Annotated in this window: 26 protein-coding genes; 14 read left to right on the top strand and 12 right to left on the bottom strand. The window is 67.6% G+C overall.

Features of this window, described 5'->3' with window-relative positions; genetic code table 11:
* Positions 1–201: 201 nt before the first annotated feature.
* From ldcA to B7G54_RS12585, 4 genes are all read right to left on the bottom strand, one after another.
* Entirely contained in the window at positions 202–1,140 is a 939-nt protein-coding gene (gene ldcA, locus B7G54_RS12600) for a muramoyltetrapeptide carboxypeptidase (RefSeq protein ID WP_085039389.1), read from the bottom strand.
* 111 nt (positions 1,141–1,251) lie between these two features.
* On the bottom strand, positions 1,252–1,848 hold the full coding sequence (gene tadA / locus B7G54_RS12595; RefSeq protein ID WP_085039388.1) for a tRNA adenosine(34) deaminase TadA: 597 nt from the start codon (positions 1,846–1,848) through the stop codon (positions 1,252–1,254).
* Positions 1,845–2,246, bottom strand: coding sequence for a DnaJ family domain-containing protein (locus tag B7G54_RS12590; protein ID WP_085039387.1), 402 nt, complete (start codon positions 2,244–2,246; stop codon positions 1,845–1,847). The genes tadA and B7G54_RS12590 overlap by 4 nt, the downstream gene beginning before the upstream one ends.
* A 278-nt stretch (positions 2,247–2,524) precedes the next feature.
* A complete protein-coding gene (locus tag B7G54_RS12585; RefSeq protein ID WP_085039386.1) occupies positions 2,525–3,742 on the bottom strand; it encodes an MFS transporter in 1,218 nt (405 codons plus the stop codon).
* A 324-nt stretch (positions 3,743–4,066) separates the two neighbouring features.
* On the opposite strand from B7G54_RS12585, the gene B7G54_RS12580 reads away from it, so the two are divergent.
* From B7G54_RS12580 to B7G54_RS12545, 8 genes are all read left to right on the top strand, one after another.
* The gene (locus B7G54_RS12580) at positions 4,067–4,837 is read left to right on the top strand and encodes a GntR family transcriptional regulator (RefSeq protein ID WP_085039385.1); all 771 of its coding nucleotides are present in this window, start codon (positions 4,067–4,069) and stop codon (positions 4,835–4,837) included.
* The gene (locus tag B7G54_RS12575; RefSeq protein WP_085039384.1) at positions 4,834–6,573 is read left to right on the top strand and encodes a fumarate reductase/succinate dehydrogenase flavoprotein subunit; all 1,740 of its coding nucleotides are present in this window, start codon (positions 4,834–4,836) and stop codon (positions 6,571–6,573) included. Before B7G54_RS12580 ends, B7G54_RS12575 begins: the two co-directional genes overlap by 4 nt.
* Before the next feature lie 11 nt (positions 6,574–6,584).
* The gene (locus B7G54_RS12570) at positions 6,585–6,830 is read left to right on the top strand and encodes a 4Fe-4S dicluster domain-containing protein (protein WP_085039383.1); all 246 of its coding nucleotides are present in this window, start codon (positions 6,585–6,587) and stop codon (positions 6,828–6,830) included.
* A gap of 31 nt (positions 6,831–6,861) precedes the next feature.
* Positions 6,862–7,857, top strand: a complete 996-nt coding sequence (locus B7G54_RS12565; protein WP_085039382.1) for a HEAT repeat domain-containing protein — start codon at positions 6,862–6,864, stop codon at positions 7,855–7,857.
* On the top strand, positions 7,854–8,141 hold the full coding sequence (locus B7G54_RS12560) for a gamma-butyrobetaine hydroxylase-like domain-containing protein (protein WP_085039381.1): 288 nt from the start codon (positions 7,854–7,856) through the stop codon (positions 8,139–8,141). The genes B7G54_RS12565 and B7G54_RS12560 overlap by 4 nt, the downstream gene beginning before the upstream one ends.
* 97 nt (positions 8,142–8,238) lie before the next feature.
* On the top strand, positions 8,239–9,123 hold the full coding sequence (locus B7G54_RS12555; protein ID WP_085039380.1) for an NAD(P)-dependent oxidoreductase: 885 nt from the start codon (positions 8,239–8,241) through the stop codon (positions 9,121–9,123).
* A 51-nt stretch (positions 9,124–9,174) separates the two neighbouring features.
* Positions 9,175–9,666 (top strand): NUDIX hydrolase, encoded by a 492-nt coding sequence (locus B7G54_RS12550; protein ID WP_085039379.1) that lies wholly within the window; start codon positions 9,175–9,177, stop codon positions 9,664–9,666.
* 110 nt (positions 9,667–9,776) lie between these two features.
* Positions 9,777–10,241 carry an acetyltransferase gene (locus tag B7G54_RS12545; protein WP_085039378.1) on the top strand — a complete coding sequence of 155 codons (465 nt, stop codon included), beginning with the start codon at positions 9,777–9,779 and terminating at the stop codon, positions 10,239–10,241.
* A 127-nt stretch (positions 10,242–10,368) separates the two neighbouring features.
* Here the strand turns inward: B7G54_RS12545 and B7G54_RS12540 are convergent, their stop codons facing one another.
* Positions 10,369–11,160 carry a TetR/AcrR family transcriptional regulator gene (locus tag B7G54_RS12540; RefSeq protein ID WP_425266477.1) on the bottom strand — a complete coding sequence of 264 codons (792 nt, stop codon included), beginning with the start codon at positions 11,158–11,160 and terminating at the stop codon, positions 10,369–10,371.
* Between B7G54_RS12540 and B7G54_RS12535 the strand changes: the two genes are divergently transcribed.
* Together B7G54_RS12535 and B7G54_RS12530 are read left to right on the top strand one after the other, a co-directional pair.
* Positions 11,089–11,685: a DJ-1/PfpI family protein gene (locus B7G54_RS12535; RefSeq protein ID WP_425266476.1), complete on the top strand. Its 597-nt coding sequence runs from the start codon at positions 11,089–11,091 to the stop codon at positions 11,683–11,685. The genes B7G54_RS12540 and B7G54_RS12535 overlap by 72 nt on opposite strands.
* 235 nt (positions 11,686–11,920) lie before the next feature.
* The gene (locus B7G54_RS12530) at positions 11,921–12,538 is read left to right on the top strand and encodes a 3'-5' exonuclease (protein ID WP_085039376.1); all 618 of its coding nucleotides are present in this window, start codon (positions 11,921–11,923) and stop codon (positions 12,536–12,538) included.
* A 252-nt stretch (positions 12,539–12,790) separates the two neighbouring features.
* On the opposite strand, the gene guaA is transcribed toward B7G54_RS12530, so the two are convergent.
* The 5 genes from guaA to B7G54_RS12505 all read right to left on the bottom strand — a co-directional run bounded on the left by guaA (position 12,791) and on the right by B7G54_RS12505 (position 18,486).
* Positions 12,791–14,410 (bottom strand): glutamine-hydrolyzing GMP synthase, encoded by a 1,620-nt coding sequence (gene guaA, locus B7G54_RS12525; protein WP_085039375.1) that lies wholly within the window; start codon positions 14,408–14,410, stop codon positions 12,791–12,793.
* A 116-nt stretch (positions 14,411–14,526) separates the two neighbouring features.
* Positions 14,527–15,141, bottom strand: coding sequence for an Asp23/Gls24 family envelope stress response protein (locus tag B7G54_RS12520; RefSeq protein ID WP_085039374.1), 615 nt, complete (start codon positions 15,139–15,141; stop codon positions 14,527–14,529).
* Positions 15,142–15,147: 6 nt separating this feature from the next.
* Positions 15,148–16,608 (bottom strand): IMP dehydrogenase, encoded by a 1,461-nt coding sequence (guaB, locus tag B7G54_RS12515; protein ID WP_011352433.1) that lies wholly within the window; start codon positions 16,606–16,608, stop codon positions 15,148–15,150.
* A 278-nt stretch (positions 16,609–16,886) separates the two neighbouring features.
* The gene (locus B7G54_RS12510) at positions 16,887–17,693 is read right to left on the bottom strand and encodes a DUF2182 domain-containing protein (RefSeq protein WP_085039373.1); all 807 of its coding nucleotides are present in this window, start codon (positions 17,691–17,693) and stop codon (positions 16,887–16,889) included.
* 28 nt (positions 17,694–17,721) lie between these two features.
* A complete protein-coding gene (locus B7G54_RS12505; protein ID WP_085039372.1) occupies positions 17,722–18,486 on the bottom strand; it encodes a DUF899 domain-containing protein in 765 nt (254 codons plus the stop codon).
* A 114-nt stretch (positions 18,487–18,600) separates the two neighbouring features.
* Here B7G54_RS12505 and B7G54_RS12500 point away from each other — a divergent pair, with 114 nt between their 5' ends.
* From B7G54_RS12500 to B7G54_RS12490, 3 genes are all read left to right on the top strand, one after another.
* A complete protein-coding gene (locus B7G54_RS12500; protein ID WP_085039371.1) occupies positions 18,601–19,821 on the top strand; it encodes a helix-turn-helix domain-containing protein in 1,221 nt (406 codons plus the stop codon).
* A gap of 31 nt (positions 19,822–19,852) precedes the next feature.
* Positions 19,853–20,533, top strand: coding sequence for a Vgb family protein (locus tag B7G54_RS12495; RefSeq protein WP_085039546.1), 681 nt, complete (start codon positions 19,853–19,855; stop codon positions 20,531–20,533).
* A 133-nt stretch (positions 20,534–20,666) separates the two neighbouring features.
* On the top strand, positions 20,667–21,632 hold the full coding sequence (locus B7G54_RS12490) for a DMT family transporter (protein ID WP_085039370.1): 966 nt from the start codon (positions 20,667–20,669) through the stop codon (positions 21,630–21,632).
* A gap of 55 nt (positions 21,633–21,687) precedes the next feature.
* On the opposite strand, the gene B7G54_RS12485 is transcribed toward B7G54_RS12490, so the two are convergent.
* Entirely contained in the window at positions 21,688–22,011 is a 324-nt protein-coding gene (locus B7G54_RS12485; protein ID WP_039342764.1) for an RnfH family protein, read from the bottom strand.
* 4 nt (positions 22,012–22,015) lie between these two features.
* Positions 22,016–22,453 carry a type II toxin-antitoxin system RatA family toxin gene (locus B7G54_RS12480; RefSeq protein WP_085039369.1) on the bottom strand — a complete coding sequence of 146 codons (438 nt, stop codon included), beginning with the start codon at positions 22,451–22,453 and terminating at the stop codon, positions 22,016–22,018.
* Positions 22,454–22,551: 98 nt separating this feature from the next.
* On the opposite strand from B7G54_RS12480, the gene smpB reads away from it, so the two are divergent.
* Entirely contained in the window at positions 22,552–22,998 is a 447-nt protein-coding gene (gene smpB / locus B7G54_RS12475; RefSeq protein WP_039342760.1) for an SsrA-binding protein SmpB, read from the top strand.
* The last annotated feature ends 159 nt before the right edge of the window (positions 22,999–23,157 follow it).

Below are 23,157 nucleotides of genomic sequence, written 5' to 3'. Positions count from 1 at the left end.
GCGTCGAATCCATGCATGGCAAGGCCAATACGTACGACTGAGGCGCTTCTCGTTGTATACCCTTCAGGGAATTTTGTTGACAAAACTGGTGCAAAAATCCGCGCCGATGCGGCTGGCGTCGACGAAAATTCTTGACCGTTAGTTGCGCATTTACATAAAGAAAAAGGCGGGAAACCCGCCTTTCGATCGATCGCTCCCATCTCAGCCAAGGTGCGGATAGTCCGACAGCGTGAGCCGGAAGCCGTGCGCATTCGCGACCAGTTGCGCCTGCGCGCCGAACGGTAGCGTCAGCAGATCGGGCACGTGGCCGAACTGGAGCCCCGTGACGACCGGAATCCCGACCACTGCGCGCACCTGGTCGATCATCGCCTGCATGTCGTAGCCGTTGTCGTACTCGAACGGCCGCGCGCCGGTGAACTGGCCGAGCACGAGCGCCTGCTGGCGCGCGAGCAGCCCCGACAGGTGCAGTTGATAGATCATCCGTTCGATCCGGAACGGCTGCTCGTTGACGTCCTCGATGAACAGGATGCCGCCTTCGATGTCGGGCATGTACGGCGTGCCGACGAGCGACGTGAGGATCGCGAGGTTGCCGCCCCACAGCGTGCCCGTCACGTTCACGCTCTGCACCTGCGGCGCTTCGGCGATGATCGTCGTGCTCGGCTGCGTCAGCGTCTGCCAGAAGTGCTGCATCGTGAAATCGCTCGGCGTTTCCGCGCCGAAGTCGGCGGACAGCATCGGGCCGCCGAACGTCTTGATGCGCGCCTTCGCGTACAGCGCGAGCTGGAGCGCCGTGAAGTCGCTGTGGCCGACTAGCGCGACCGGCTGGTCGCGCAGCCTGCGTTCGAGCCCGCGATAGTCGAGCCCGTGCAGGATGCGCGCGGCGCCGTAGCCGCCGCGCACCGCGAGCGCGATGTCCGGCAGCGGCCGCTCGGGATCGGCAAGACGGTTCAGGTCGCCCGCCCGCTCGCCGTCGGTGCCGCCGAAGCGCTGGAAGCGCCGCTGCGTCGCCTCGATGTTCTCGATGCGGTGCTGCGCGGTGCTGAGGCGCTCGAGCGCGCGATTGATCGCGTCCGGGTCGTGCGGATAGCCGGACGGCGCAAGCAGGCGGATGGTGTAGGACGCAGCGGGCTGGAAGGACATGGTGGAGAAAGGTGTCGGGTCGTCAAACCTGCTTAGAGGGTCCGAACCGTCTCCGGTTCACGAAGCCGTGCGCGCCCGGTTCTCAGGGGGCGACGGGCGCGACGGGCGCGCCTATGACGCGCCGGATTCGGCGTCGCGGGCCAGCCGTGCTGCGCGCAGCGCGCGACGGCGCTCGGCGAAAAACGACTTCAGCGCGGCGCCGCACTCGTCGGCGAGCACGCCGCCGGTCACGTCGGTATGGTGGTTCAGCTGCGGATTCGCGAACGCGTCGATCACGCTGCCGCAGGCGCCCGTCTTCGGATCGGCGGCGCCGTAGACGACCCGCGCGATGCGCGCATGCATGATCGCACCCGCGCACATCAGGCACGGCTCGAGCGTCACGTACAGTTCGCAGCCGGGCATCCGGTAATTCTGCAGATGCTGCGCGGCCATCCGCAGCGCCGCCATTTCCGCATGGGCCGACGGGTCGTGCCCGCCGATCGGATGGTTGAAGCCGCGTGCGATCACTTCGTCGCCACGCACGAGCACCGCACCGACCGGCACCTCACCGGCCGCGCGCGCCTCTTCGGCGGCAGCCTGCGCAAGACGCATGAAATGCAGGTCGCGCGCCGATACGGGCGCGGCTTCGGGAACGGGAGAATCGGCGGCGGGTTCGGCCGCCGGGGCGCCTGCCGACCGGGCTGCGTCGTGCAGCGCGTCGGACGTCACATCGGCCCCGCTTCGGCGGACGCTTCGTCGAGCCCGCGCTCGCACAGGCGCTCCGCGATGCGCCGGCAGTAGTCGCGCGGCATCACCATCGGGCCGCCGCGCAGCGATTCGAGCGCCATGTCGAGCGCGAGGATTTTCGCCTGCAGCCGGCACCGCGCGGCACGGTCGCTGACCGCCTGCACTTCGTCATGCAGGTTGCGCAGCGCGCGCAATTGCTCGACGGCCGGCGGCACAAAGCCCGCATTCTTCAGGATACGGTTGGCCACCCGCACCTCCTCGGGTACGAGCAGGTCGTCATCCAGCGTCTGCGGCGCGCCGGTACCCGGCAAATCGTCGAACTCGCCCCGCGCAGCGGCGGCGGCAATACGTTGTTCGACCAGGGCGTCAAGCAATCTCATCAGTCAATTGGAACAATGCGGCAGGCCGAATTCTAGCAGGGTGACGCGGGTATGACAGGCCCTTCGAATACATGCTCGATATTGCGCTTTTAGGGGCCGAATCGTGACGCATGCGCGCCGATCGGCATCAGTTGCCGCTCTGCTGCGCCGCAGCGGGCTGCGGGCCGTCCGGACACCGGCTAACGCATGCGGTGTCGAGCCCTGTTTTTATCTGCGGCAACGCGAGCCAGGCCGCGCCGATCGGGCGAAATGGAAAGCCGCCCCGCTTCCGTCACGGGTTACGCGGCCACCGCTTCCGGTCGCGTTTTCGCAAACGGGCGGAACATCATCGCCATCAGGAACGCGCCGACGCCGATCGCGAACGAACCGACGTACAACCACCCATAGCTGCCGAACGTATCGATGATCAGGCCGCCGGCCACGGGGCCCGCGGCCATCCCGAGGCTGCCGGCCATCGCGCAGCCGCCGATCACGGTGCCCATCATCCGCAGCGGGAAGTTCTCGCGCGCGAGTACCGAATACAGCGGCATCACGCCTGCATAGATGAAGCCGAACAAGGTCGCGACCGCGTAAAACCCGTCGAGCGTGCGCACGAAGTCGTATCCGAGCGCGCCGAGCGCCTGCGCGAGCAGCCCGGCCACCAGCATGCGCTTCGCGCCGATGCGGTCGCCCAGGATCCCGAACACGATCCGGCCGCCCATGCCGGCGAGCCCTTCGACGCTGTAGATCGACACCGCGACGATCAGCGGAATCCCGCACGTCACCGCGTAGCTGACCGTATGGAAGATCGGGCCCGAATGCGTCGCGCAACAGAAGAAGTTGGTCAGCAGCAGCACGATGAACTGCGGCGAGCGCAGCGCATCCGCGACCGACATTGCTGCGGGTGCGCCGGCGGCCGCAGGCGCCGCGTGCGCGGGTGCATGATCGAGCGCCGGAGCCCGGCGCACCAGCAGCGACGCCGGAATCATCACGACGGCCGCCAGCGCCGCAATCAGCAGCATCGACGTGCGCCAGTCGCGCACCGACACGAGCCATGCGGCCAGCGGGGCCATCGTCATCGGCGCCATCCCCATGCCGGCCGACACGAGCGACACCGCCAGGCTGCGGTGCGTGTCGAACCAGCCCGTCACGCACGCCATCATCGGCGCGAATATCGCGGCCGTCGCGCCGCCGACGGCGAGGCCGAAAGCCAGCTGGAACGCGAGCAGCGACGGCGCGCGACTCGCCAGCGCCAGGCTTGCCGACAGCAGGACGGCGCCCGTCATGACGACCGGGCGCGTGCCGATACGGTCCGACAGGCTGCCCCACCCCATGCTCGCGAAAGCCATCGCGATGAACCCGAGCGTCATCGCGCCGGATATGCCGGTCATCGACCAGCCCGTGTCGCGCGCGATCGCGCGCAGGAACACCGGCAGCGAAAACATCGCGCCGATCGCGATGCAGCCCATCAGGCCGCCCGCTGCGACGATGACCCAGCGGTATCGGGAGTCCGGCATGGGGTGCCTCCTGTTCGTTATGGCGATCCTCGGGAACCGGGCGCCACCTGCGTGGCGCAATGCCCGGTCGACATGGATACGACGGGCGACGCATCGGGAAATCGACATGCGCGGCGCACGCGCCGGCGAATTTTTTCATTGTCCGCCGATCCGCTCTGCCCGCAACGTGCGGATCGTGCCGACACCGCACGCCGGATCGTCCGTTCGGCCGGCCCCCTGCCGCCGCGCTTTTCCGGAATCGGAAAGTAGAAATCAGAAATAGTTGGTTGGGACGCGCGATTGCGCTGACTACACTCGAGCGATCTTGTCATAACAAGTTGATCGATGACCTCACCCAACGTCGTGCCGCTGTCGGCGGCCCCGCTCTACGTGCAGATCAAGGACACGCTGCGCGCGCGCATTCTCGACGGCACCTATGCGCCGCACAACCGGATGCCTTCCGAGCACGAACTCTGTGCGATGTTCGACGTCAGCCGTATCACGGTGCGCCAGGCGCTCGGCGATCTGCAGAAGGAAGGACTGCTGTTCAAGCTGCATGGCAAGGGCACCTTCGTGTCGAAGCCGAAGGCGTTCCAGAACGTGACATCGCTGCAGGGCTTCGCCGAGGCGATGTCGTCGATGGGCTACGAGATCGTCAACCAGGTGCGCAGTTTCCGCACCGTCAAGGCCGACCGCCATCTCGCGACGAAGCTGAACGTGCCCGAAGGCGCGCCGCTCGTCGAGATTCATCGCGTGCGGCTGCTGAATCGCGAACCCGTGTCGCTCGAACAGACCTGGGTGCCCGAAGCCCTCGGCAAGCGCCTCGCGGGCGCCGATCTCGCGACCCGCGACATCTTCCTGGTACTGGAAAACGACTGCGGCATCCCGCTCGGCCATGCCGACGTGACGATCGACGCGATCCTCGCCGACGACGAAATCGTCGATGCGCTGCACGTCGAGGAAAGCAGCCCCGTGCTGCGCATCGAGCGCCTCACGCATGACGCATCGGGCGCACCGATCGACTACGAATATCTCTACTTCCGCGGCGACGCCTTCCAGTACCGGCTGCGCATCGACCGGCAGAAACCGCGCCAACCTGCAAGGAAACAACGATGACTACCCATGTGCTCGAATACGACATCGTCGTGGTCGGCGGCGGCACGGCCGGCCCGATGGCGGCGATCAAGGCGAAGGAACGCGACCCGTCCCTGCGCGTGCTGCTGCTCGAGAAAGCCAACGTGAAGCGCAGCGGCGCGATCTCGATGGGCATGGACGGCCTGAACAACGCGGTGATTCCCGGGCATGCGACGCCCGAGCAATACACACGCGAGATCACGATCGCCAACGACGGGATCGTCGACCAGGAAGCTGTGTACGCGTATGCGACGCACAGTTTCGCGACGATCGAGCAGCTCGACCGCTGGGGCGTGAAGTTCGAGAAGGACGGCACCGGCGACTACGCGGTGAAGAAGGTCCATCACATGGGCTCGTACGTGCTGCCGATGCCCGAAGGACACGACATCAAGAAAGTGCTGTACCGGCAGTTGAAGCGCGCGCGCATCGCGATCACGAACCGGATCGTCGCGACGCGCGTGCTGACCGACGCGCAGGGCCGCGCGAGCGGCGTGCTCGGCTTCGACTGCCGCACCGCCGGGTTCCACGTGATCCGCGCAAAGGCCGTGATTCTCTGCTGCGGCGCGGCGGGCCGCCTCGGCCTGCCGGCCTCGGGCTACCTGATGGGCACCTACGAGAACCCGACCAACGCAGGCGACGGCTACGCGATGGCCTATCACGCCGGTGCCGCGCTCGCGAATCTCGAATGCTTCCAGATCAATCCGCTGATCAAGGACTACAACGGCCCCGCGTGCGCGTACGTGACGGGCCCGCTTGGCGGTTTCACCGCGAACGGCAAGGGCGAACGTTTCATCGAATGCGATTACTGGAGCGGCCAGATGATGTGGGAGTTCTACCAGGAACTGCAAAGCGGCAACGGCCCCGTGTTCCTGAAGCTCGACCATCTCGCGGAAGAGACGATCCAGACCATCGAGCAGATCCTGCATACGAACGAGCGGCCGAGCCGCGGCCGCTTCCATGCGGGGCGCGGCACCGATTACCGCAGCCAGATGGTCGAGATGCACATCTCCGAGATCGGTTTCTGCAGCGGCCACAGCGCATCCGGCGTGTACGTGAACGCACGCGCGGAGACGACCGTGCCCGGGCTCTACGCGGCCGGCGACATGGCAGCCGTCCCGCACAACTACATGCTCGGCGCATTTACGTACGGCTGGTTTGCCGGGCAGAACGCGGCCGACTACGTGGCCGGCCGCGAGCATGCGCCGGTGGACGACGAACAGGTCGCCGCCGAGCGCACCCGCGTGCTTGCCCCGCTGCTGCGCGAGCGCGGCCTGGCACCGGCGCAGGTCGAATACAAGCTGCGCCGCATGGTGAACGACTATCTGCAACCGCCGAAGGTGACGCGCAAGATGGAAATCGGGCTGCAACGCTTTGATGCCATTACTGAGGATATCGAAGAGATCAAAGCAGACCACCCGCACGAACTGATGCGCGCCGCCGAGGTGCGTGCGATCCGCGACTGCGCGGAGATGGCCGCGCGCGCGTCGCTGTTCCGCACCGAGAGCCGCTGGGGGCTGTACCACCATCGCGTCGACTTTCCGCATCGCAACGACGCCGAATGGTTCTGCCACACCTGGCTGCGCAAGGACGCCGACGGTGCGATGCGCAGCGAGAAGCGGCCGGTCGAACCGTACGTCGTGCCGCTTGCCGACGACGATCGCGCCGCCTACACGAAACTGCGTATCCGCGAACCGGCCGCGCTCGCGGCCGCCCTTTGAGGACCCTTGCCATGCCCCATTCCCCGCACGACATCTTCCAGCGCAGCAGCGCGCCCGTCACGATCGACGAGGCCCTGTGCATCGCCGACAAGGGCTGCACCGTCTGCGTCGACGTGTGCCCGCTCGACCTGCTCGCGATCGACGTGACCAAGGGCAAGGCCACCATGCAGTTCGACGAATGCTGGTACTGCATGCCGTGCGAGCGCGACTGCCCGACCGGCGCGGTCAAGGTCGACATCCCTTACCTGCTGCGCTGACCGTGTCCCTCAACGCTTTTTCCCGTCGCCCATGACCGACTCCTCCTTCGCTGCCGCGCTGCCCCGCGCACCCGCCCCCGACGAAGCCACACGCGTCGCCCGCCTCGCCGCGCCCGATGCCTCGGTGCGCCGCATCGCACTGTTCGAACTCGCCGATCTCGAGTTTCCAGCGTTCGTGCCCTTGTTCGTCGCCGCGCTGCGCGACGATCCGTCGGCCGACGTGCGCGGCGAAGCCGCCCGCGTGCTCGGCGCGTGGGAGCAGCCCGACGTCGTCGACGCCCTATGCGTCGCGCTGCTCGATCCGGACGACGGCGTGCGTGCCGCCGCGGCGCAGAGCCTGTCCGAACTGAAGGATGCGGTATCGGGCACCGTGCTGTGTCGTTGGGCTGCGCGGCCCGAGCCGTTCGTGCGCCGTGCCGTGCTGCGCGGATTGCGCGAGTTGCGCGACCCCGACGCATTCGCGCCCGCGCTGCACGCGCTCGATGCCGAACACGCTGCCGTGCGCGCCGAAGCCGTGGCAGTGCTCGGCTGGCTCAAGGATCCGCGCGCGCTGCCGCCGCTCTCGCACATCGCGACAACCGATGCCGCAGCGGAGGTGCGGCGCGCCGCGGTCGGCGCGATCGGGTTCGCGGCACCCGACGATGCCTCCACCATCAACGCACTGTTCGCCGCGCTGCGCGACCGCGAATGGCAGGTGCGCGAGGAAGCGGCCACGACGCTCGGCAAGCTGCACGTTGCGGCCGCGCGCGAACCGCTCGTCGCCGCGCTCGACGACGACTACTGGCAGGTGCGCTTGCGTGCCGCGCGTGCGCTCGGGCAACTGCGCGATGCGGCCGCGGCGCCGGCGGTCGTCGCGCTGCTGTCGCACGCGATCAGCAACCTGCGCAAGGAAGCCGCGCTTGCGCTCGGCGAATTGCGCGACCGCGCGACGTTGCCCGCGCTGACCCGCGCGCTGGAGGATCACGATCCGGAAGTACGCAAGGCCGTGCGGATCGCGATCCGGCAAATCGACGAGGCGTCGCGATGATCTCGCCGATCGAAATCGCACTCGATCATCCGGCACGCACGTTGACCCTCCGCTGGCCGGACGGCCACACGCAACGCATCGGCTATGCACGGTTGCGCAGCGAATGCCCGTGTGCGGAATGCAGAAGGATCCGGCTCGACGGCGGTCGCGTCGAGCCACGGCCCGACCTGACGCTCGACAACGTCGAGGCAGCCGGCTACGGCATCCGCGCCGTATTCGGCGACGGTCACGCGCGCGGCATCTATCCGTGGCCGTATCTGGCGGACATGTCGGTGCGGCCGTGACGTGGCTCCCGCGGGTGCGCGGACGACATAGCAGGCGTGCGGAAACGCTGCGATACTGACGCCCACGATCGTCTCCATCCACCGTGGGAGCCAGAACATGCAAACCGCTGTCGGATTCGTCGGCCTCGGCGTGATGGGCACGCCGATGGCGCTCAATCTCGCGCGGGCCGGCACGCCGCTTGTCGTATGGAGCCGGTCGCACGGCAGCGACGATGCGCTGCGCGACGCCGGCGCACGCGTGGCCGAGCACATCGACGACGCGTTCGCGGCCTGCCGCACCGTGATCCTGATGCTCGCGAACGACGCGGCAATCGACGCCGTCCTCGCGCGCGGCACGCCCGGTTTCGCCGCCCGTGTCGGCGGGCACACCATCGTGAACATGGGCACGAACGCGCCCGAGTATTCGCGCGCACTGGCCGACGACATCGCTGCCGCATCGGGTCGTTACGTCGAAGCGCCCGTGTCGGGGTCGCGCAAGCCGGCCGAAGCCGGGCAACTCGTCGTGATGCTCGCCGGCGCGCCGGACGACGTCGACGCCGTCCGCGCGCTCGTGAAGCCGCTGTGCCGCGACAGCTTCGTGTGCGGCGACGTGCCGTCGGCGCTGACGATGAAGCTCGCCGTGAACCTGTTCCTGATCACGATGGTCACCGGCCTGACCGAAGCCACGCATTTCGCGCAACGCCACGGCATCGATCTCGCCCGCTTCGCCGACGTGCTGAACGCGGGCCCGATGGCGAGCGACGTGTCGCGCGTGAAGCTCGGCAAACTCGTCGCGGCGGATTTCTCGGTGCAGGCCGCGATCACCGACGTGCTGAAGAATGCGCGCCTCGTCGCCGAATCCGCGCGCGGCATCGGCATCGCATCGCCGTTGCTCGACCTCTGCCACGCGCTGTACGGCGAGACCGAGCGGGCCGGCCATGGCGCGGACGACATGGTCGCCGTGATCCGCGCAATCGAGCAGCGCACGCACGACGCGCGATGAATCGTCGCCGGCCGCCCCACCCACTCGAACGCGCCCGCGCGTAGATCGATCATGTCCGATTCACCCCGCTCCTCGGCCACTGTCACCGCCTCCGTACGCGCAGTTCCCGCCGTGATCGGCATCGTCCTGCGGGAACGCGACGTGCTGCTGGTACGCCGCGCCAATCCGCCCGATGCGGGCTGCTGGGGCTTTCCTGGCGGCAAGATCGAAGCGGGGGAATCGATTGCGAACGCGATCGTGCGCGAGATCGCCGAAGAAACGGCCGTCGACGTCGAGGCGCTCGACGTCTTTACCGCGCTGGACGCGTTCGATTACGATGCCGACGGCGACGTGCGTCAGCATTTCGTCATGGTCGCGGTGCTGTGCAGATGGCTGCGCGGCACGCCTGCCGCCGACGACGATGCGCTCGATGCGCGCTGGTTCGATCTCGCGGAACTCGACCGCGATGACTTGCCGATGAGCGCGGGCGTTCGCGATGTCGCACGACGAGCGATCGAGCGCGCGGCGGCCGTTGGCGACGCACGCCGTCCGGCCAATACCTGAACTGAAACACCACCGTCGCTCCCGCCTCCGTTGCGAGGGGCCCGATCGAGGCCATGACGGTACCGGCCACCCGCCGAACTCCAAATGACAAATCAAAGATGGGCCAAACCATGATCAGAATTCGCAAGTCCACCCAGGCCGACGGCGCACGCGTGCTGGATATCTGGCGCAACGCGGTCGACGCCACCCACCACTTCCTGAGCGACGACGACCGTCGCGCAATCGAATCCGAAGTTGTCGCGCTCCTGCCCGGTGCGCCGCTCGATCTCGCCGTCGACGATACCGACCGCGCGATCGGCTTCATGCTGCTCGACGGCAGTCACATGGAAGCGCTGTTCGTCGATCCCGCTCACCATGGCGCGGGTGTCGGGCGCCTGCTCGTGGAAGATGCGCTCAGGCGTCATCCCGACCTGTCGACCGACGTCAACGAGCAGAACGAATCGGCGGCGGGATTCTATGAACGACTCGGCTTCGAGCGCTGCGGGCGATCGGCGCGCGATGGCCAAGGGCGCCCCTATCCGCTGATTCATCTGCGCCATCGCGCGGCGGCGCCCTCCTTGCCGCAGCACGCATGACCGTGGCCGGCGCGGGATATCGCGCCGCCCGCCACGTCATACGCACGGGACACGCGAACCCGGCCGCCTGATACCAAGTCCGCCCTACGCATGCAGCACGCACACCGGTACCCGGCCGCATGACGCGTCATGCACGACGCATCGGCAGCACACGTTCGGCCATAGAAAAAGCGCGTTGCATGAAACCGTTGAACCGGTCGGCATCGCGTCGCAGCCCGGCCTGTTGGCCGCCGATCAGGCACAAGTGCACGGCTTGCCCGACGATCTCGGCATCGCCCGACGTGCGCACCAGCCGGCGCGACGTGTCGATCGCAAACGCGAGTCGCGCGGCGTCGACGCGCTGCTGGAATTCCGCGACCAGCGGATCGTGCAGCGCCCAGGCGCGGATCGCGATTTCACGCCCGGGCCGCTTCTCGGCCGCGACGCGCAGATAGCGCGCCAGCGTGTCGCCGGCACCGCGGCCGCCCGCCGCATACGCCAGCATGCGCGCCGTGTAGTCTGCCTCCCACGCGGTCAGCAACGTCCTGACGAAGTCCTCGCGATTGCGGAAGTGGTGATAGAACGATCCGCGGGTCACGTTCAGTCGTCGCGCGAGGCTTTCGGCTGAAATGCCCGCATACCCTTCCCCGTCGAGGGCATCGAAGCCCGCTGCAATCCAGTCGTTTCGCGTCAGTGTGCTCATCGTCATCGCCATACAGGCTGTGTATGGTGCGGCATGGACAGATAGGCTGCGAACTCTATCACGGCCGCTGCCGCTTCCGGCGTCGCGCCACTCTTCATGGGGTTCGCCTTGAAAGACATCGCGCTCATCGCATTCGACCGGTTCACCGACGTCGACCTGTTCCTGATGTGGGACATTCTCGGCCGCAACAACAACGACTGGCGCGTCCGGATCCTCGGAGCGCAGCCGGTGCTGCATTCCGCACATGGCCTGGCCATCCCGACACACGGCCCGCTCGCCGACGCCAATCGCGCCGACGCTGTCCTGTTTTCGAGCGGCAAGGAAGGCGTACCGGCCGCGCTTGCCCGTCCGGATTTCCTGCCGTCGTTCGATCTTGATCCGGAACGCCAGCTGGTCGGGTCGATCTGCGGCGGCGCCTTCATTCTCGAACGGCTCGGGCTCTTGCCGGAGCGCCGCGCCACCACGCATCCCGACGCGCGAAAGGGTTTGCAGGCACTCGAACTGCAAGTGATGGACCAGCCGCTGGTGTGCCACGGCAACGTCGCGACCGCGGGCGGTTGCCTTGCGTCGCTCTATCTGGCGGGATGGCTGGTGGAATCGATGTTCGATGCGAACAAGCGGCGCGAGACGCTGCTCCCCCTGCTGCCTGCCGGGCAACGAGAGATTTACGAAGACCTGATCGAGTTCAGCATCAGGCAGGGTGCGGGACAAACCACGGGCCCGATCCGGATGGTTGAAGGCGAAAAAGGGCTTGCGGCATGACGCGCGCGCCAATGGGCTGCCGATAGTCGGCGGCCGGCACCCTGTTGCATCGTCGCGCGGCCCGCCGAACCAACGGCGGATCGGGACGAATTCGCGGGCGGCCCGGATCGTCGATCGGGCCGGCGTTCGCCGCACGGATCGTCGTTTCTCGGGCTGAACGAGTCTGTCGCGGGCCTGGAGATGCTAACCTCTCGGCCACTCTAAACGACACCGCGTGAAGCAACAGGATTCGACCATGCAAACCGTTGCGGTACTGGACTTCGAAACAACCGGACTTTCGCCGAATATGGGCGACCGTGCGACCGAAATCGCCGTCATCCTGCTTCGGGACGGACAAGTCGTCGACCGTTTCCAGAGCCTGATGAATGCCGGCAGACGCATACCGTCCGATGTCGTCGCGCTGACCGGTATCACGAACGAGATGATCGCATCGGCTCCCCCGGCGTCGACAGTCATGAGGGAAGCGGCTGCGTTCGTCGGCAAGCATGCGGTCGTGGCCCACAACGCCGGCTTCGACAAACGGTTCTGGCAGGCAGAACTCGGGCTTCTCGGCATGTCGGCCGAGCATGCCTTTGCCTGCACGATGCTCGTCGCGCGCCGCATTTACCCGGACGCGCTGAGTCATCGCCTGTCGAGCCTGGTGGATATGCTGCGGTTGCCCAAATCGGGCCGCGCGCACCGGGCGATGGTCGATGCCGAGATGGCCGGCCATCTGTGGTGCCGGCTGCAGCAGGACATTACGCGGATGTACGGACTGGATCGCATCGATCACGCGCTCATGACACGTGTGCAGGCAACGGCGAAGGCGAAAGTGCCGACGTACTTGCGTTCGCTCGCGCCCTCGCACGCGTGAGAATCGCTCGACGGACGCAAGCGACCGCGATCAGGCATGCGACGGATTGCCGCGTCACGAATGCCGCACAACGTTTCGTGACTCAAGCAACGGGTTAACGAAAAACGGCTTGGCAATCGCCAAGCCGTTTCTTGTCCCGGTCGGCGCCGGAACAGCGAACACGCTGAACCAGCCATCCGCTCACGCCCTATCGCGACATCAACCCATGCGCAACGACGAGAGCGAAATCAAACGCTGATCCAGCACAAACGCTTATTCCCACTCGATCGTCGCCGGCGGCTTGCCCGAGATGTCGTACACCACACGGTTGATCCCGCGCACCTCGTTGATGATCCGGTTCGACGCGCGGCCGAGCAGCGCGTACGGCAGGTGCGCCCAGTGTGCGGTCATGAAGTCGGTCGTCTGCACCGCGCGCAGCGACGTCACGTAGTCGTACGTGCGGCCATCGCCCATCACGCCCACCGACTTGACCGGCAGGAACACCGCAAACGCCTGGCTCGTCAGGTCGTACCAGCTCTTGCCGACATCGGCTTCGCCGCACAGGCCCGCAGCCGCATCCTGCGCGGTCGCGGTCGTGTTGCGCAGCTCCTCGATGAAGATCGCGTCCGCGCGGCGCAGCAGGTCTGCGAACTCGCGCTTCACTTCGCCGAGAATCCGCACGCCAAGGCCCGGGCCCGGGAACGGATGGCGGTACACCATCTCCGGCGGCAGGCCGAGCGCGACGCCCAGCTCGCGCACTTCGTCCTTGAACAGGTCGCGCAGCGGCTCGAGCAGCTTCAGGCCGAGCGTTTCCGGCAGCCCGCCGACGTTGTGGTGGCTCTTGATCGTCGTCGCCTTCTTCGTCTTCGTGCCGCCCGACTCGACCACGTCCGGATAGATCGTGCCCTGCGCGAGCCACTTCGCCTTCGACAGCTTCTTCGCCTCGGCCTGGAACACCTCGACGAATTCGCGGCCGATGATCTTGCGCTTCGCTTCCGGATCCGTCACGCCGGCCAAATGGCCGAGGAACTGCTCGGCTGCGTCGACGTGCACGACCTTCGCGTGCAGGCGGCCCTCGAACATGTCGAGCACCATCTTGCCTTCGTTCAGGCGCAGCAGGCCGTGGTCGACGAACACGCAGGTGAGCTGGTCGCCGATCGCGCGATGGATCAGCGCAGCCGCGACGCTCGAATCGACACCGCCCGACAGGCCGAGAATCACTTCCTCGTCACCGACCTGCTCGCGGATCTTCGCGACGGCTTCCTCGATGTGGTTGCTCATGATCCAGTCGGGCTTCGCGCCGGCGATCTGCAGCACGAAGCGTTCGATGATCTGGCGGCCCTTCACCGTATGCGTGACTTCCGGATGGAACTGCACCGCGTAGTAGCCGCGCGCCTCGTCGGCCATGCCGGCGATCGGGCAGCTCGGCGTCGACGCCATCAGCGCGAAGCCCGGCGGCAGCTCGGCAACCTTGTCGCCGTGGCTCATCCAGACCTTCAGCATCCCGTGGCCTTCGTCCGTCTTGAAATCCTCGATGCCGTCGAGCAGGCGCGTATGGCCGTGCGCGCGCATTTCCGCATAACCGAATTCGCGGTGGTCGCTCCACTCGACCTTGCCGCCAAGCTGCACGGCCATCGTCTGCATGCCGTAGCAGATGCCGAGCACCGGCACGCCGAGATCCCATACGGCCTGCGGCGCACGCAGTTGATGGTCTTCGTACGTGCTCGCGTGGCTGCCCGACAGGATCACCGCCTTCGGCGCGAACTCACGGACGAAGTCGTCGGACACATCGTTCGGATGGATTTCGCAGTAAACGTGCGCTTCGCGCACGCGTCGCGCAATCAGTTGGGTGACTTGCGAACCGAAGTCGAGAATCAGGATTTTGTCGTGCATGGCTGCGGACGGGATGAAGAGAATAAGAAAAGCAGCGCATCATGTGCATCATGCGCTGCGTCAATAGCATGGACAGCGGCGTCGGGCGGAAGGCGGCACGCGCGACGCATGGCCGGTCAATCCTGCATCGGCGGGCGCTCGTCGAGTGCGACGGTGCCTGACGACGATTGGCCGGATGCGGCCGGCGACCGTGCGGCGGGTGCCGCGGGACGGCCGACGACGGGTTCGACACGCTGCGGTGCGGACTGCGACGCGGGCGCCATCGCCGGCTCGACCGGACGCTGCGCCGACGCGGGTGCGGGTGCGCGCGCGTCGAGCGCCTGCGCTTTTTCGCGCCGGCGCACGGCCGATGCGAGCCGCACGCCGCCGAGGCCGAGCACGATCAGCGCGACGCCGGCCACGGCCGACAACACCCTGCCGGCGGCTGCGAGCGCGGGACCGCTGCCGGTGCCGACCGACCAGACGATCGTCAGCGCGCCGGTCAGCCAGTACACGTGGCCGACCGACCGCGCGACCGGCGCCGTGAGATCCCCGTTGAACGCTGCATGAAACGCGAGCCACGCGAGCCCGAGCAACGCGATGCCGAACGCCTGGCCGAGCATCGCCGGCTGGACGTTCGCAAGCTGCAGCGCGTTGAACAGCGACTGCCAGGGCGTCAGCACAAACAGCACGCCGAACGCCAGCAGCAGCACGGCATCGATTATCAGCACGGCTCGCAGCAGCGGTTTCATCGGCGATCAGTCCACGTGGTAGTTCGGTGCTTCCTTCGTGATCTGCACGTCGTGCACGTGCGACTCGCGCATGCCCGCCGCGGTGATCTGGACGAATTCGGCCTTGTCGTGCAGCTCGTCGATCGTCTTGCAGCCGCAGTAGCCCATGCTCGCACGCACGCCGCCGACCAGCTGGAACAGGATCGCGTTGACCGAGCCCTTGTACGCGACGCGGCCTTCGATGCCTTCCGGCACGAGCTTGTCGATGTTCGCCGAGTTGTCCTGGAAGTAGCGGTCTGCCGCGCCGTCCTTCATCGCACCGACCGAACCCATGCCGCGATACGACTTGTACTGGCGGCCCTGGTACAGGAACACGTCGCCCGGCGCCTCTTCGGTGCCCGCGAACATGCTGCCCATCATCACCGCGTTCGCGCCGGCCGCGAGGGCCTTCGACACGTCGCCCGAGAAGCGCACGCCGCCGTCGGCGATGCACGGCACGCCCGTGCCCTTCAGCGCTTCCGCGACGTTTGCGATCGCGCTGATCTGCGGCACGCCGACACCGGCGACGATCCGCGTCGTGCAGATCGAGCCCGGGCCGATACCGACCTTGACGGCATCAGCGCCGTATTCGACGAGCGCCTTCGCGGCGGCGGCCGTCGCGATGTTGCCGCCGATCACTTCGACGTGCGGGAAGTTCTGCTTGACCCAGCGAACGCGCTCGAGCACGCCCTTGCTGTGGCCATGCGCGGTATCGACGACGATCACGTCGACGCCGGCCTGCACCAGCAGCTCGACGCGCTCTTCGTTGTCGGGGCCGACGCCGACCGCCGCGCCTGCGCGCAGCTTGCCGTGTTCGTCCTTGCACGCGTCCGGGTGCTCGGTCTGCTTCGTGATGTCCTTGACGGTCATCAGGCCGCGCAGTTCGAACGCGTCGTTGACGACCAGCACACGCTCGAGGCGGTGGCTGTGCATCAGCGCCTTCGCTTCGGCGAGCGGCGTGCCTTCCTTGACCGTGACGAGGCGCTCGCGCGGCGTCATGATCGACTTGACCGGCTCATCGAGGCGGGTTTCGAAACGCAGGTCGCGGTTCGTGACGATACCGACGAGCTGCGGGCCTTCGACGACCGGGAAACCCGAGATGCCATGCTGGCGCGACAGCGCGATCACGTCGCGCACCTTCATTTGCGGCGGCACCGTGATCGGATCGCGGACGACGCCCGATTCGAAACGCTTGACCTTCGCGACCTCGCGGGCCTGTTCGGCCGGCGTCAGGTTCTTGTGGACGATACCGACGCCACCCTGCTGTGCCATCGCGATCGCGAGGCGACCTTCGGTGACCGTGTCCATGGCGGCGGACACGAGCGGCATGTTCAGGGAGATGTTGCGGGTCAGCTTGGTCTTGAGGCTGGTGTCGCGCGGGAGAACGTCGGAGAAGGCGGGAACGAGGAGCACGTCATCGAAAGTGAGTGCTTTTTGGATCAGACGCATGGCAAATCCTATGGGCGCAAAAGCGAATTATACGCGAAGCGCTGCGAATTTTCACAACACGAACAACGGCTTAGCCGCTTTCCTCCGTTCGGGGGCCGAATCGTTCGGTTCGCCGTTCGGTTCGTTTTCGATCGCCTTTCGTTTCACCGCCGCATCGCGCCATTCGCGCAACCGGCCGCGAAACGGCCCATCCGCCCGTTACGGACCGGCCACGCGGCGGTAGCGGCGACGGCGAAGCGCGGCCCGGCAACGTGCCGAACGGGCCCGCCCTCCCCGCGTTACAGCAGCCCGGCCGCGCGGACGATCATCGCGATGCCGCCTCCGACCGCGACGCAGCCGACGATCCGCGCAACAGGTCCGCCGGCCGGTGCAAGGCGCTCGGCGGCGATCGCCACCGTCACGGCCGCCATCACACGCAGATCCATCATGCCCGCGGCCAGCGCGACGGCCATCAGGTTCCCGCAACATGCCCCGCATCGCACGGCGGCTCGCATGCCGTGCCGCCATGCTGCACTGGCCTCCCCGCGCGGCTGGTGCGCGCAGGTCGCCGCGTGCCGGCAGCACGCCAGCCGGCGCGCCTTCCATCCGGAGAATTGCAGGATGCCTGCAGCCAATACGACCGCGCCGGCTACGAACGGCATCGCGCGGGCGAGCGCCGGCAGCCGTGCTGCGGCGCTCGTCAGTGCGATGCCAGCCGGATACACGAGCGCTCCAAGCGCCATCCACACCGCGAAATACCCGACACCCGCGACGACGACGAGTCGGGCCGAACGCACCGCCGCTTGCGGACCGACACGCTGACGGTATCGCCAGAGCACCGGCGCCAGAACAGGCAGCATCATCGTCACCGTCATCGGGCCCCACATGCCGGCGAACGCCGCGAACGCGCGGCCGGCACGCCATCCGCACGGCCGCGACCATGCCACCGAGGTCACCCAGCCGCCGGGCACCGGCGCGCCGCCCATCGCGGCCATCGACGCGTGCTGCGCCACGGTCGCGATCGCGGCAACGGCGAACGCGGCGACGAGCGCCACCCCGAAGGCCCACGGATCGGGCCTCGCATCGCCGGTCGCAGGCCGTATCATCGCCCGTCCCCGCCCGTCGCCGACACGCTCAGCCGCGCGCGTACTCGTCATGACGGCGCCACCAAGGGCCGGTCTCGTTGCGCCCGCGCGGCGCGCGATCGAGCCACTGGTACATCCCCCACAGCCCGTCGAGCCCGCGCGCATAGGTCGAGTACGTGTGATAGACGGCGCCGTCCTCGCGCACGAACGCGCTCATGCCCGGCCGGTCGAGCGAATACGTGACCGCGTCGGTACCGCACGTCGCCGCGAACTGCACGACGGGTGCCGGCGGCGGATCCATGTCCATCGCGTGGCCCACCCGCGCGTAGTTGTACTCGACGTCGCCCATGCGCTGCTGCGTTTCGGTGAACGACACGTTGAAGTCGAAATTGAAATCGCTGCCGACCGACGACGCCCACGGGAAGCGCCACCCCATCCGCTGCCGGTAAGCGAGCAGCTTCGCGAGCGGCGCGCGCGACACGGCGCCGAGCGTCACGTCGTGGTTCGCCAGGTGTACGGCGAAGCCGTCGAACCCGTCGGCGAGCGCCGAGCACGACGGGCAGCCGGCCTTGTAGTCGGGGCCGAACATGAAGTGATAGACGAGCAGCTGCGAACGGCCGCGAAACAGGTCGTCGAGCGTTGCCTGCCCGTCTTCGGTGTCGAACCGGTAGGTCTTGTCGACGCGCACCCAGGGCAATGCCTGGCGCCGCCGCGCGAGTTCGTCGCTTTGCCGCGTCAGCGCCTTTTCCGCGTCGAGCAGCGCGCGGCGCTCGGCCAGCCATTGGTCGCGCGTTCCGGTGAGATGGGTCGTCATTGCGGGTTCCTCCTTCCGATGGATATCCGGGCACGGCGTCCGGTGCCGTGTGCGTGGTGCTAGATTAGTGGCGGGCATCGGGCCGGAGGGAGTGACAAGTGTGTCGGGATTCGGATGGATTCGCTGATCACGGCGGCCGCGCGCGCGCTCGCGGCCGGTGACGCGCTCGGCGCGCTGAACCGCGTCGCGCTGCGCGACGATGCGCCGGCGCTCGCGCTGCGCGGAATCGCGATGGCGCAGCTCGGCGATTTCGAGCGCGCGCGCACACTGGTGCGCGGCGCCGCTCGCGCGTTCGGCGCCAGGGAGGCCGTGGCGCGTGCACGCTGCGTCGTCGCGGAAGCGGAGATCGCGCTCGCGTCGCGCGACCTGCGCTGGCCGACGCGCGCGCTCGATGCCGCCTGCGCGACGCTCGACGCGCACGGCGACCGCGCGAACGCCGCGCATGCACGCTATCTCGGCGTGCGCCGGCTGCTGCTGATCGGCCAGCTCGACGATGCCGAACGGATGCTCGCGACTCTCGATCCCGCGCCGCTGCCGGCTGCATCGCGCGCCGCCCATGAGCTGATCGCGGCCGGCATCGCGATGCGCCGTATCCGCACGCAAGCCGCCCGCGCGGCGCTCGCCCGTGCGCGCACGGCGGCTCGCGACGCCGGCATTGCCGCGCTGACGGCCGAGGTCGACACCGCGGCGCGCGTGCTCGACGCGCCGGCCGCGCGCCTCATCGCGCGCGGCTTATCGCGGCTCGTGCCGCTCGACGAAGTCGAGACGCTGTTCGCATCGAACGCGCTCGTCGTCGATGCGTGCCGCCATACGGTGCGCGACGCACGCACGACCGTGTCGCTCGCGCGGCGGCCCGTGCTGTTCGTGCTCGCCCGCGCGCTCGGCGAGGCATGGCCGGCCGACGTGTCGCGAAACGCGCTCGTTGCTGCCGCGTTCCGCGCGAAACACGCGGACGAATCGCATCGCGCACGCCTGCGCGTCGAGATCGGCCGGCTGCGCGCGGTGCTGCGGCCGCTCGCGAACGTCATCGCAACACCCCGCGGCTTTGCGCTCGAACCGCTCGGCGTACGCGAGACCGTCGTCCTGGCGCGCCCGGTCGACGATCGCCACGCGGCCGTGCTCGCGCTCCTCGCCGATGGCGAAGCATGGTCGAGCTCCGCGCTGGCGCTGGCCCTCGGCGCGAGCCAGCGCACCGTGCAGCGCGCGCTCGACGCGCTCGCCGAAGCGGACAAGGTCCAGGCGCTCGGCCGCGGCCGAGCGCGCCGCTGGATGACGCCGCCGCTGCCCGGTTTCGCGACGACCTTGTTACTCCCGGCCCCGCTGCCGGGCGATTAGCATGGCTTCACCGAACGACGAGGTGACGAACATGAAACGCTCCAGTGCAGACATCCTTCGCGAATACGGCCCGTTTCCGGGCGTCGACGGCGTACACGGCGTCACGTTCGACGGACAATACGTGTGGTACGCGTCCGGCGACAAGCTGAATGCGCTCGACCCGGAACGCGGCACGACCGTGCGCTCGATCGACGTCGCCGCGCATGCGGGCACGGCGTTCGACGGCCGCCACCTGTACCAGATCGTCGAGGATCGCATCGAGAAGATCGATCCCGAATCGGGCCGCGTGCTCGGGACGATCCCCGCCCCCGGCGGTGGCGGCGATTCGGGGCTGGCATGGGCCGAAGGCACGCTGTGGGTTGGCCAGTACCGCGAACGCAAGATTCATCAGGTGGATCCGCAATCGGGCACCGTGCTGCGCACGATCGAATCGAACCGCTTCGTCACCGGCGTGACCTGGGTCGACGGCGAGCTGTGGCACGGCACCTGGGAAGCCGAACAGTCCGACCTGCGGCACATCGATCCGCACACGGGCCAGGTGCTCGAGCAGATCGACATGCCGGCCGGCGTCGGCGTATCGGGGCTCGAATCCGACGGCCACGACCGCTTCTATTGCGGCGGGGGCAACAGCGGCAAGCTGCGCACCGTGCGTCGGCCCGCGCGGGCACCGGGCAGCAGCGCGGGGGCTACGCCCGATCCGGCTGACGAATGATCCGCCACCTGCATTCGGCGCAGGGCGCAGCACATCACGGCCCCGCCCTGCGCCGAGTGCAGGAATGAACAAGACGCCGCCGCGACGGCGTCACTAAGATGCGCGCACATCAGTCATTTGTTCGGAGCGGTCGATGCAGCGCGGCGTGGTTTATGGTGTTCTGGCAGGTGCCCTGTGGGGCATGGTGTTTCTCGTTCCGCGGCTGCTGACCGACTTCTCGCCGCTGCTGCTGAGCACCGGCCGCTACGCGATGTACGGCCTCGTGTCGCTCGCGGCCGCGCTGCCGGCCGCCCGCTCGCTGCTCGCGCGGCTGACCCGCGAAGATCTCGTCGCGCTGGTGAGGCTCGCCGTCATCGGCAACGTCGCGTACTACATGCTGTTGTCCGGCGCCGTGCACCTGATCGGCATCGCGCCCAGCTCGCTGATCGTCGGCGTGCTGCCCGTGACCGTCACGCTCGCGGGCCTCGGCGACCAGGGCGCCGTGCCGCTGCGGCGGCTCGCGGCCCCGCTCGCGCTGGTGATCGCGGGCATCGTCTGCATCAACATCGACCTGTTCACGTCCGAGGCAGCGCACGCGACGACGCTCGGGCAGAAGCTCGCGGGCATCGCCTGCGCGGCGGGCGCGCTCGCAAGCTGGACCTGGTATGCGGTGGCGAACGCGCGCTATCTGCAGCGCCATCATCATTTCGGCGGCAACGAGTGGTCGGTGCTGTGGGGCGTCGTGACGGGCCTGATCGGCGGGCTTTGCTGGATCGCGATCCTCGCGCTGCCCGCGGGTACGGTGCAGGCGGCTGTCCCGGCATCGCGCTGGCAGCTGTTCTGGCTGCTGAACCTCGTGCTCGCGATCGGCGCGTCGTGGCTCGGCAACGGGCTGTGGAATGCCGCGTCGAAGCGGCTGCCGCTCACGCTGTCGGGCCAGCTGATCGTGTTCGAAACCGTGTTCGCGATGCTATACGCGTTCGTGTACGACCGGCGGATGCCGCATGCACTCGAGATCGCCGCGCTGGTGCTACTGCTCGCGGGTGTCTACGGATCGGTGCGGCAGCACGGCGATACGTCGGGAAGCGCGCCGGCAAACGCGAACGCCGCGGCCCACTGAGCACCGCGGCGTTTGATCAGACGAATCAGGACGAAAGCCCGCGGATCGACCCGCGTCAGCGGGCGTCCTTGTGCATCCACTTGCGCCCCTCGATTGAGCCGTCGCGGCGCGACTTGTCGACGCGCCGCTGGCGCGCGAGCTTCGGATCGACGATCAACGGGCGGTAGATTTCGACGCGGTCGTGGTCGGCAAGCGGCGCATCGAGCGGCGCAAGCTTGCCGTACACGCCCGTCTTCGCGTTCGCGAGATCGATTTCCGGGTGCAGCGCGAGCACGCCGCTCGCGTCGATCGCCGAACGAACGGTCGCCCCTTCGGGCAGCGACAGCGGAATCAGCGTCTGGCGATCCGGCAGCGCATAGCAGACTTCGATCGACAGCATCGCGTCACCCCTTCCCGTAGCGCTGGTCGGCGCGCTTCACGAACGAATCGACAAACGTGTTCGCGATGTGGCTGAACACGGGCCCGATGATCTTTTCGAGCAGGATGCTCGAAAACTCGTAGTGCAGCGCGAATTCGATCTTGCACGCATCGGCCCGCAGTGCCGTGAAGCGCCACGCGCCCGTGAACTTCTTGAACGGGCCGTCCGTGAACTCCATGTCGATCCGCGCCGGGCGCTGCTGCGTGTTGCGCGTCGCGAAATGCTGCTTGATGCCCTTGAAGTTGATGTCGATGCGCGCTTCCATCCCGCTCTCGTCCTGACGGCGAATCTCGACGCCGCCACACCAGGGCAGGAAATTGGGGTAGTCGGCCACGTCGGTGACGAGGTCGAACATCTGTTCCGCCGAATGACGGATCAATACGGTTTTCTGGACATCTGCCATAAATCGCGCGGCATCGCTTAAGGTGAGAACGCAAGCCGGGCGATTCTCGCCCTGCTTTGCTAAAATCGTGATTTTAAACGAGTTGGCCCGATCCTTTCATGAGCATCATCGACAACAGGAAAGCGCACTTCGATTATCACATCGAGGAACGCTACGAGGCGGGGCTCGTGCTCGAGGGCTGGGAAGTCAAGGCGCTGCGCGCCGGGCGCGGCCAGATCCGGGAAGGTTACGTCGTGATCAAGCACGCCGAGATCTTCCTGATCGGCACCCATATCAGCCCGCTGCCCGAAGCTTCGACGCACATCACGCCCGACCCGGTTCGCACGCGCAAGCTGCTGCTGCACCGCGAGGAAATCAAGAAACTGATCGGCAAGGTCGAGCAGCGTGGCTACACGCTCGTGCCGCTGAACTTCCACTACAAGGGCGGTCGCGTGAAGTGCGACATCGCGCTCGCGAAGGGCAAGAAGCTGCACGACAAGCGCGAAACCGAGAAGAAACGCGACTGGGAACGCGAAAAGGCACGCATCATGCGCGCCGGCACCTGACGCGCGCGACGCGCCTCGCAAACGACACGGCCCGCTCGAAGCGGGCCGTGTTGCTTTGGGCTGCAGAAATCGGTGGATACCGGCCGACCGGCAGAGCCTGCCGGCGGGGTTGCCCACGCCGCGCGGCTCGTTTCAGCAAACTTCAGTAGACAATACGCG

The sequence above is a fragment of the Burkholderia puraquae genome (assembly GCF_002099195.1).
In the GTDB taxonomy this organism is placed as follows: domain Bacteria; phylum Pseudomonadota; class Gammaproteobacteria; order Burkholderiales; family Burkholderiaceae; genus Burkholderia; species Burkholderia puraquae.
The sequence above is the reverse complement of the archived record's forward strand: the minus strand, read 5'-3'. Positions and strand labels throughout refer to the sequence as shown.

Bases quoted from the DNA above. Each gene is read 5' to 3' on its own strand.
- ldcA (WP_085039389.1), bottom strand. From the start codon at position 1,140: ATGTCCTTCCAGCCCGCTGCGTCCTACACCATCCGCCTGCTTGCGCCG.
- B7G54_RS12590 (WP_085039387.1), bottom strand. From the start codon at position 2,246: ATGAGATTGCTTGACGCCCTGGTCGAACAACGTATTGCCGCCGCCGCT.
- B7G54_RS12585 (WP_085039386.1), bottom strand. From the start codon at position 3,742: ATGCCGGACTCCCGATACCGCTGGGTCATCGTCGCAGCGGGCGGCCTG.
- B7G54_RS12580 (WP_085039385.1), top strand. From the start codon at position 4,067: ATGACCTCACCCAACGTCGTGCCGCTGTCGGCGGCCCCGCTCTACGTG.
- B7G54_RS12575 (WP_085039384.1), top strand. From the start codon at position 4,834: ATGACTACCCATGTGCTCGAATACGACATCGTCGTGGTCGGCGGCGGC.
- B7G54_RS12570 (WP_085039383.1), top strand. From the start codon at position 6,585: ATGCCCCATTCCCCGCACGACATCTTCCAGCGCAGCAGCGCGCCCGTC.
- B7G54_RS12565 (WP_085039382.1), top strand. From the start codon at position 6,862: ATGACCGACTCCTCCTTCGCTGCCGCGCTGCCCCGCGCACCCGCCCCC.
- B7G54_RS12560 (WP_085039381.1), top strand. From the start codon at position 7,854: ATGATCTCGCCGATCGAAATCGCACTCGATCATCCGGCACGCACGTTG.
- B7G54_RS12555 (WP_085039380.1), top strand. From the start codon at position 8,239: ATGCAAACCGCTGTCGGATTCGTCGGCCTCGGCGTGATGGGCACGCCG.
- B7G54_RS12550 (WP_085039379.1), top strand. From the start codon at position 9,175: ATGTCCGATTCACCCCGCTCCTCGGCCACTGTCACCGCCTCCGTACGC.
- B7G54_RS12545 (WP_085039378.1), top strand. From the start codon at position 9,777: ATGATCAGAATTCGCAAGTCCACCCAGGCCGACGGCGCACGCGTGCTG.
- B7G54_RS12535 (WP_425266476.1), top strand. From the start codon at position 11,089: ATGTGGGACATTCTCGGCCGCAACAACAACGACTGGCGCGTCCGGATC.
- B7G54_RS12540 (WP_425266477.1), bottom strand. From the start codon at position 11,160: ATGCAGCACCGGCTGCGCTCCGAGGATCCGGACGCGCCAGTCGTTGTT.
- B7G54_RS12530 (WP_085039376.1), top strand. From the start codon at position 11,921: ATGCAAACCGTTGCGGTACTGGACTTCGAAACAACCGGACTTTCGCCG.
- guaA (WP_085039375.1), bottom strand. From the start codon at position 14,410: ATGCACGACAAAATCCTGATTCTCGACTTCGGTTCGCAAGTCACCCAA.
- B7G54_RS12520 (WP_085039374.1), bottom strand. From the start codon at position 15,141: ATGAAACCGCTGCTGCGAGCCGTGCTGATAATCGATGCCGTGCTGCTG.
- guaB (WP_011352433.1), bottom strand. From the start codon at position 16,608: ATGCGTCTGATCCAAAAAGCACTCACTTTCGATGACGTGCTCCTCGTT.
- B7G54_RS12510 (WP_085039373.1), bottom strand. From the start codon at position 17,693: ATGATACGGCCTGCGACCGGCGATGCGAGGCCCGATCCGTGGGCCTTC.
- B7G54_RS12505 (WP_085039372.1), bottom strand. From the start codon at position 18,486: ATGACGACCCATCTCACCGGAACGCGCGACCAATGGCTGGCCGAGCGC.
- B7G54_RS12500 (WP_085039371.1), top strand. From the start codon at position 18,601: ATGGATTCGCTGATCACGGCGGCCGCGCGCGCGCTCGCGGCCGGTGAC.
- B7G54_RS12495 (WP_085039546.1), top strand. From the start codon at position 19,853: ATGAAACGCTCCAGTGCAGACATCCTTCGCGAATACGGCCCGTTTCCG.
- B7G54_RS12490 (WP_085039370.1), top strand. From the start codon at position 20,667: ATGCAGCGCGGCGTGGTTTATGGTGTTCTGGCAGGTGCCCTGTGGGGC.
- B7G54_RS12485 (WP_039342764.1), bottom strand. From the start codon at position 22,011: ATGCTGTCGATCGAAGTCTGCTATGCGCTGCCGGATCGCCAGACGCTG.
- B7G54_RS12480 (WP_085039369.1), bottom strand. From the start codon at position 22,453: ATGGCAGATGTCCAGAAAACCGTATTGATCCGTCATTCGGCGGAACAG.
- smpB (WP_039342760.1), top strand. From the start codon at position 22,552: ATGAGCATCATCGACAACAGGAAAGCGCACTTCGATTATCACATCGAG.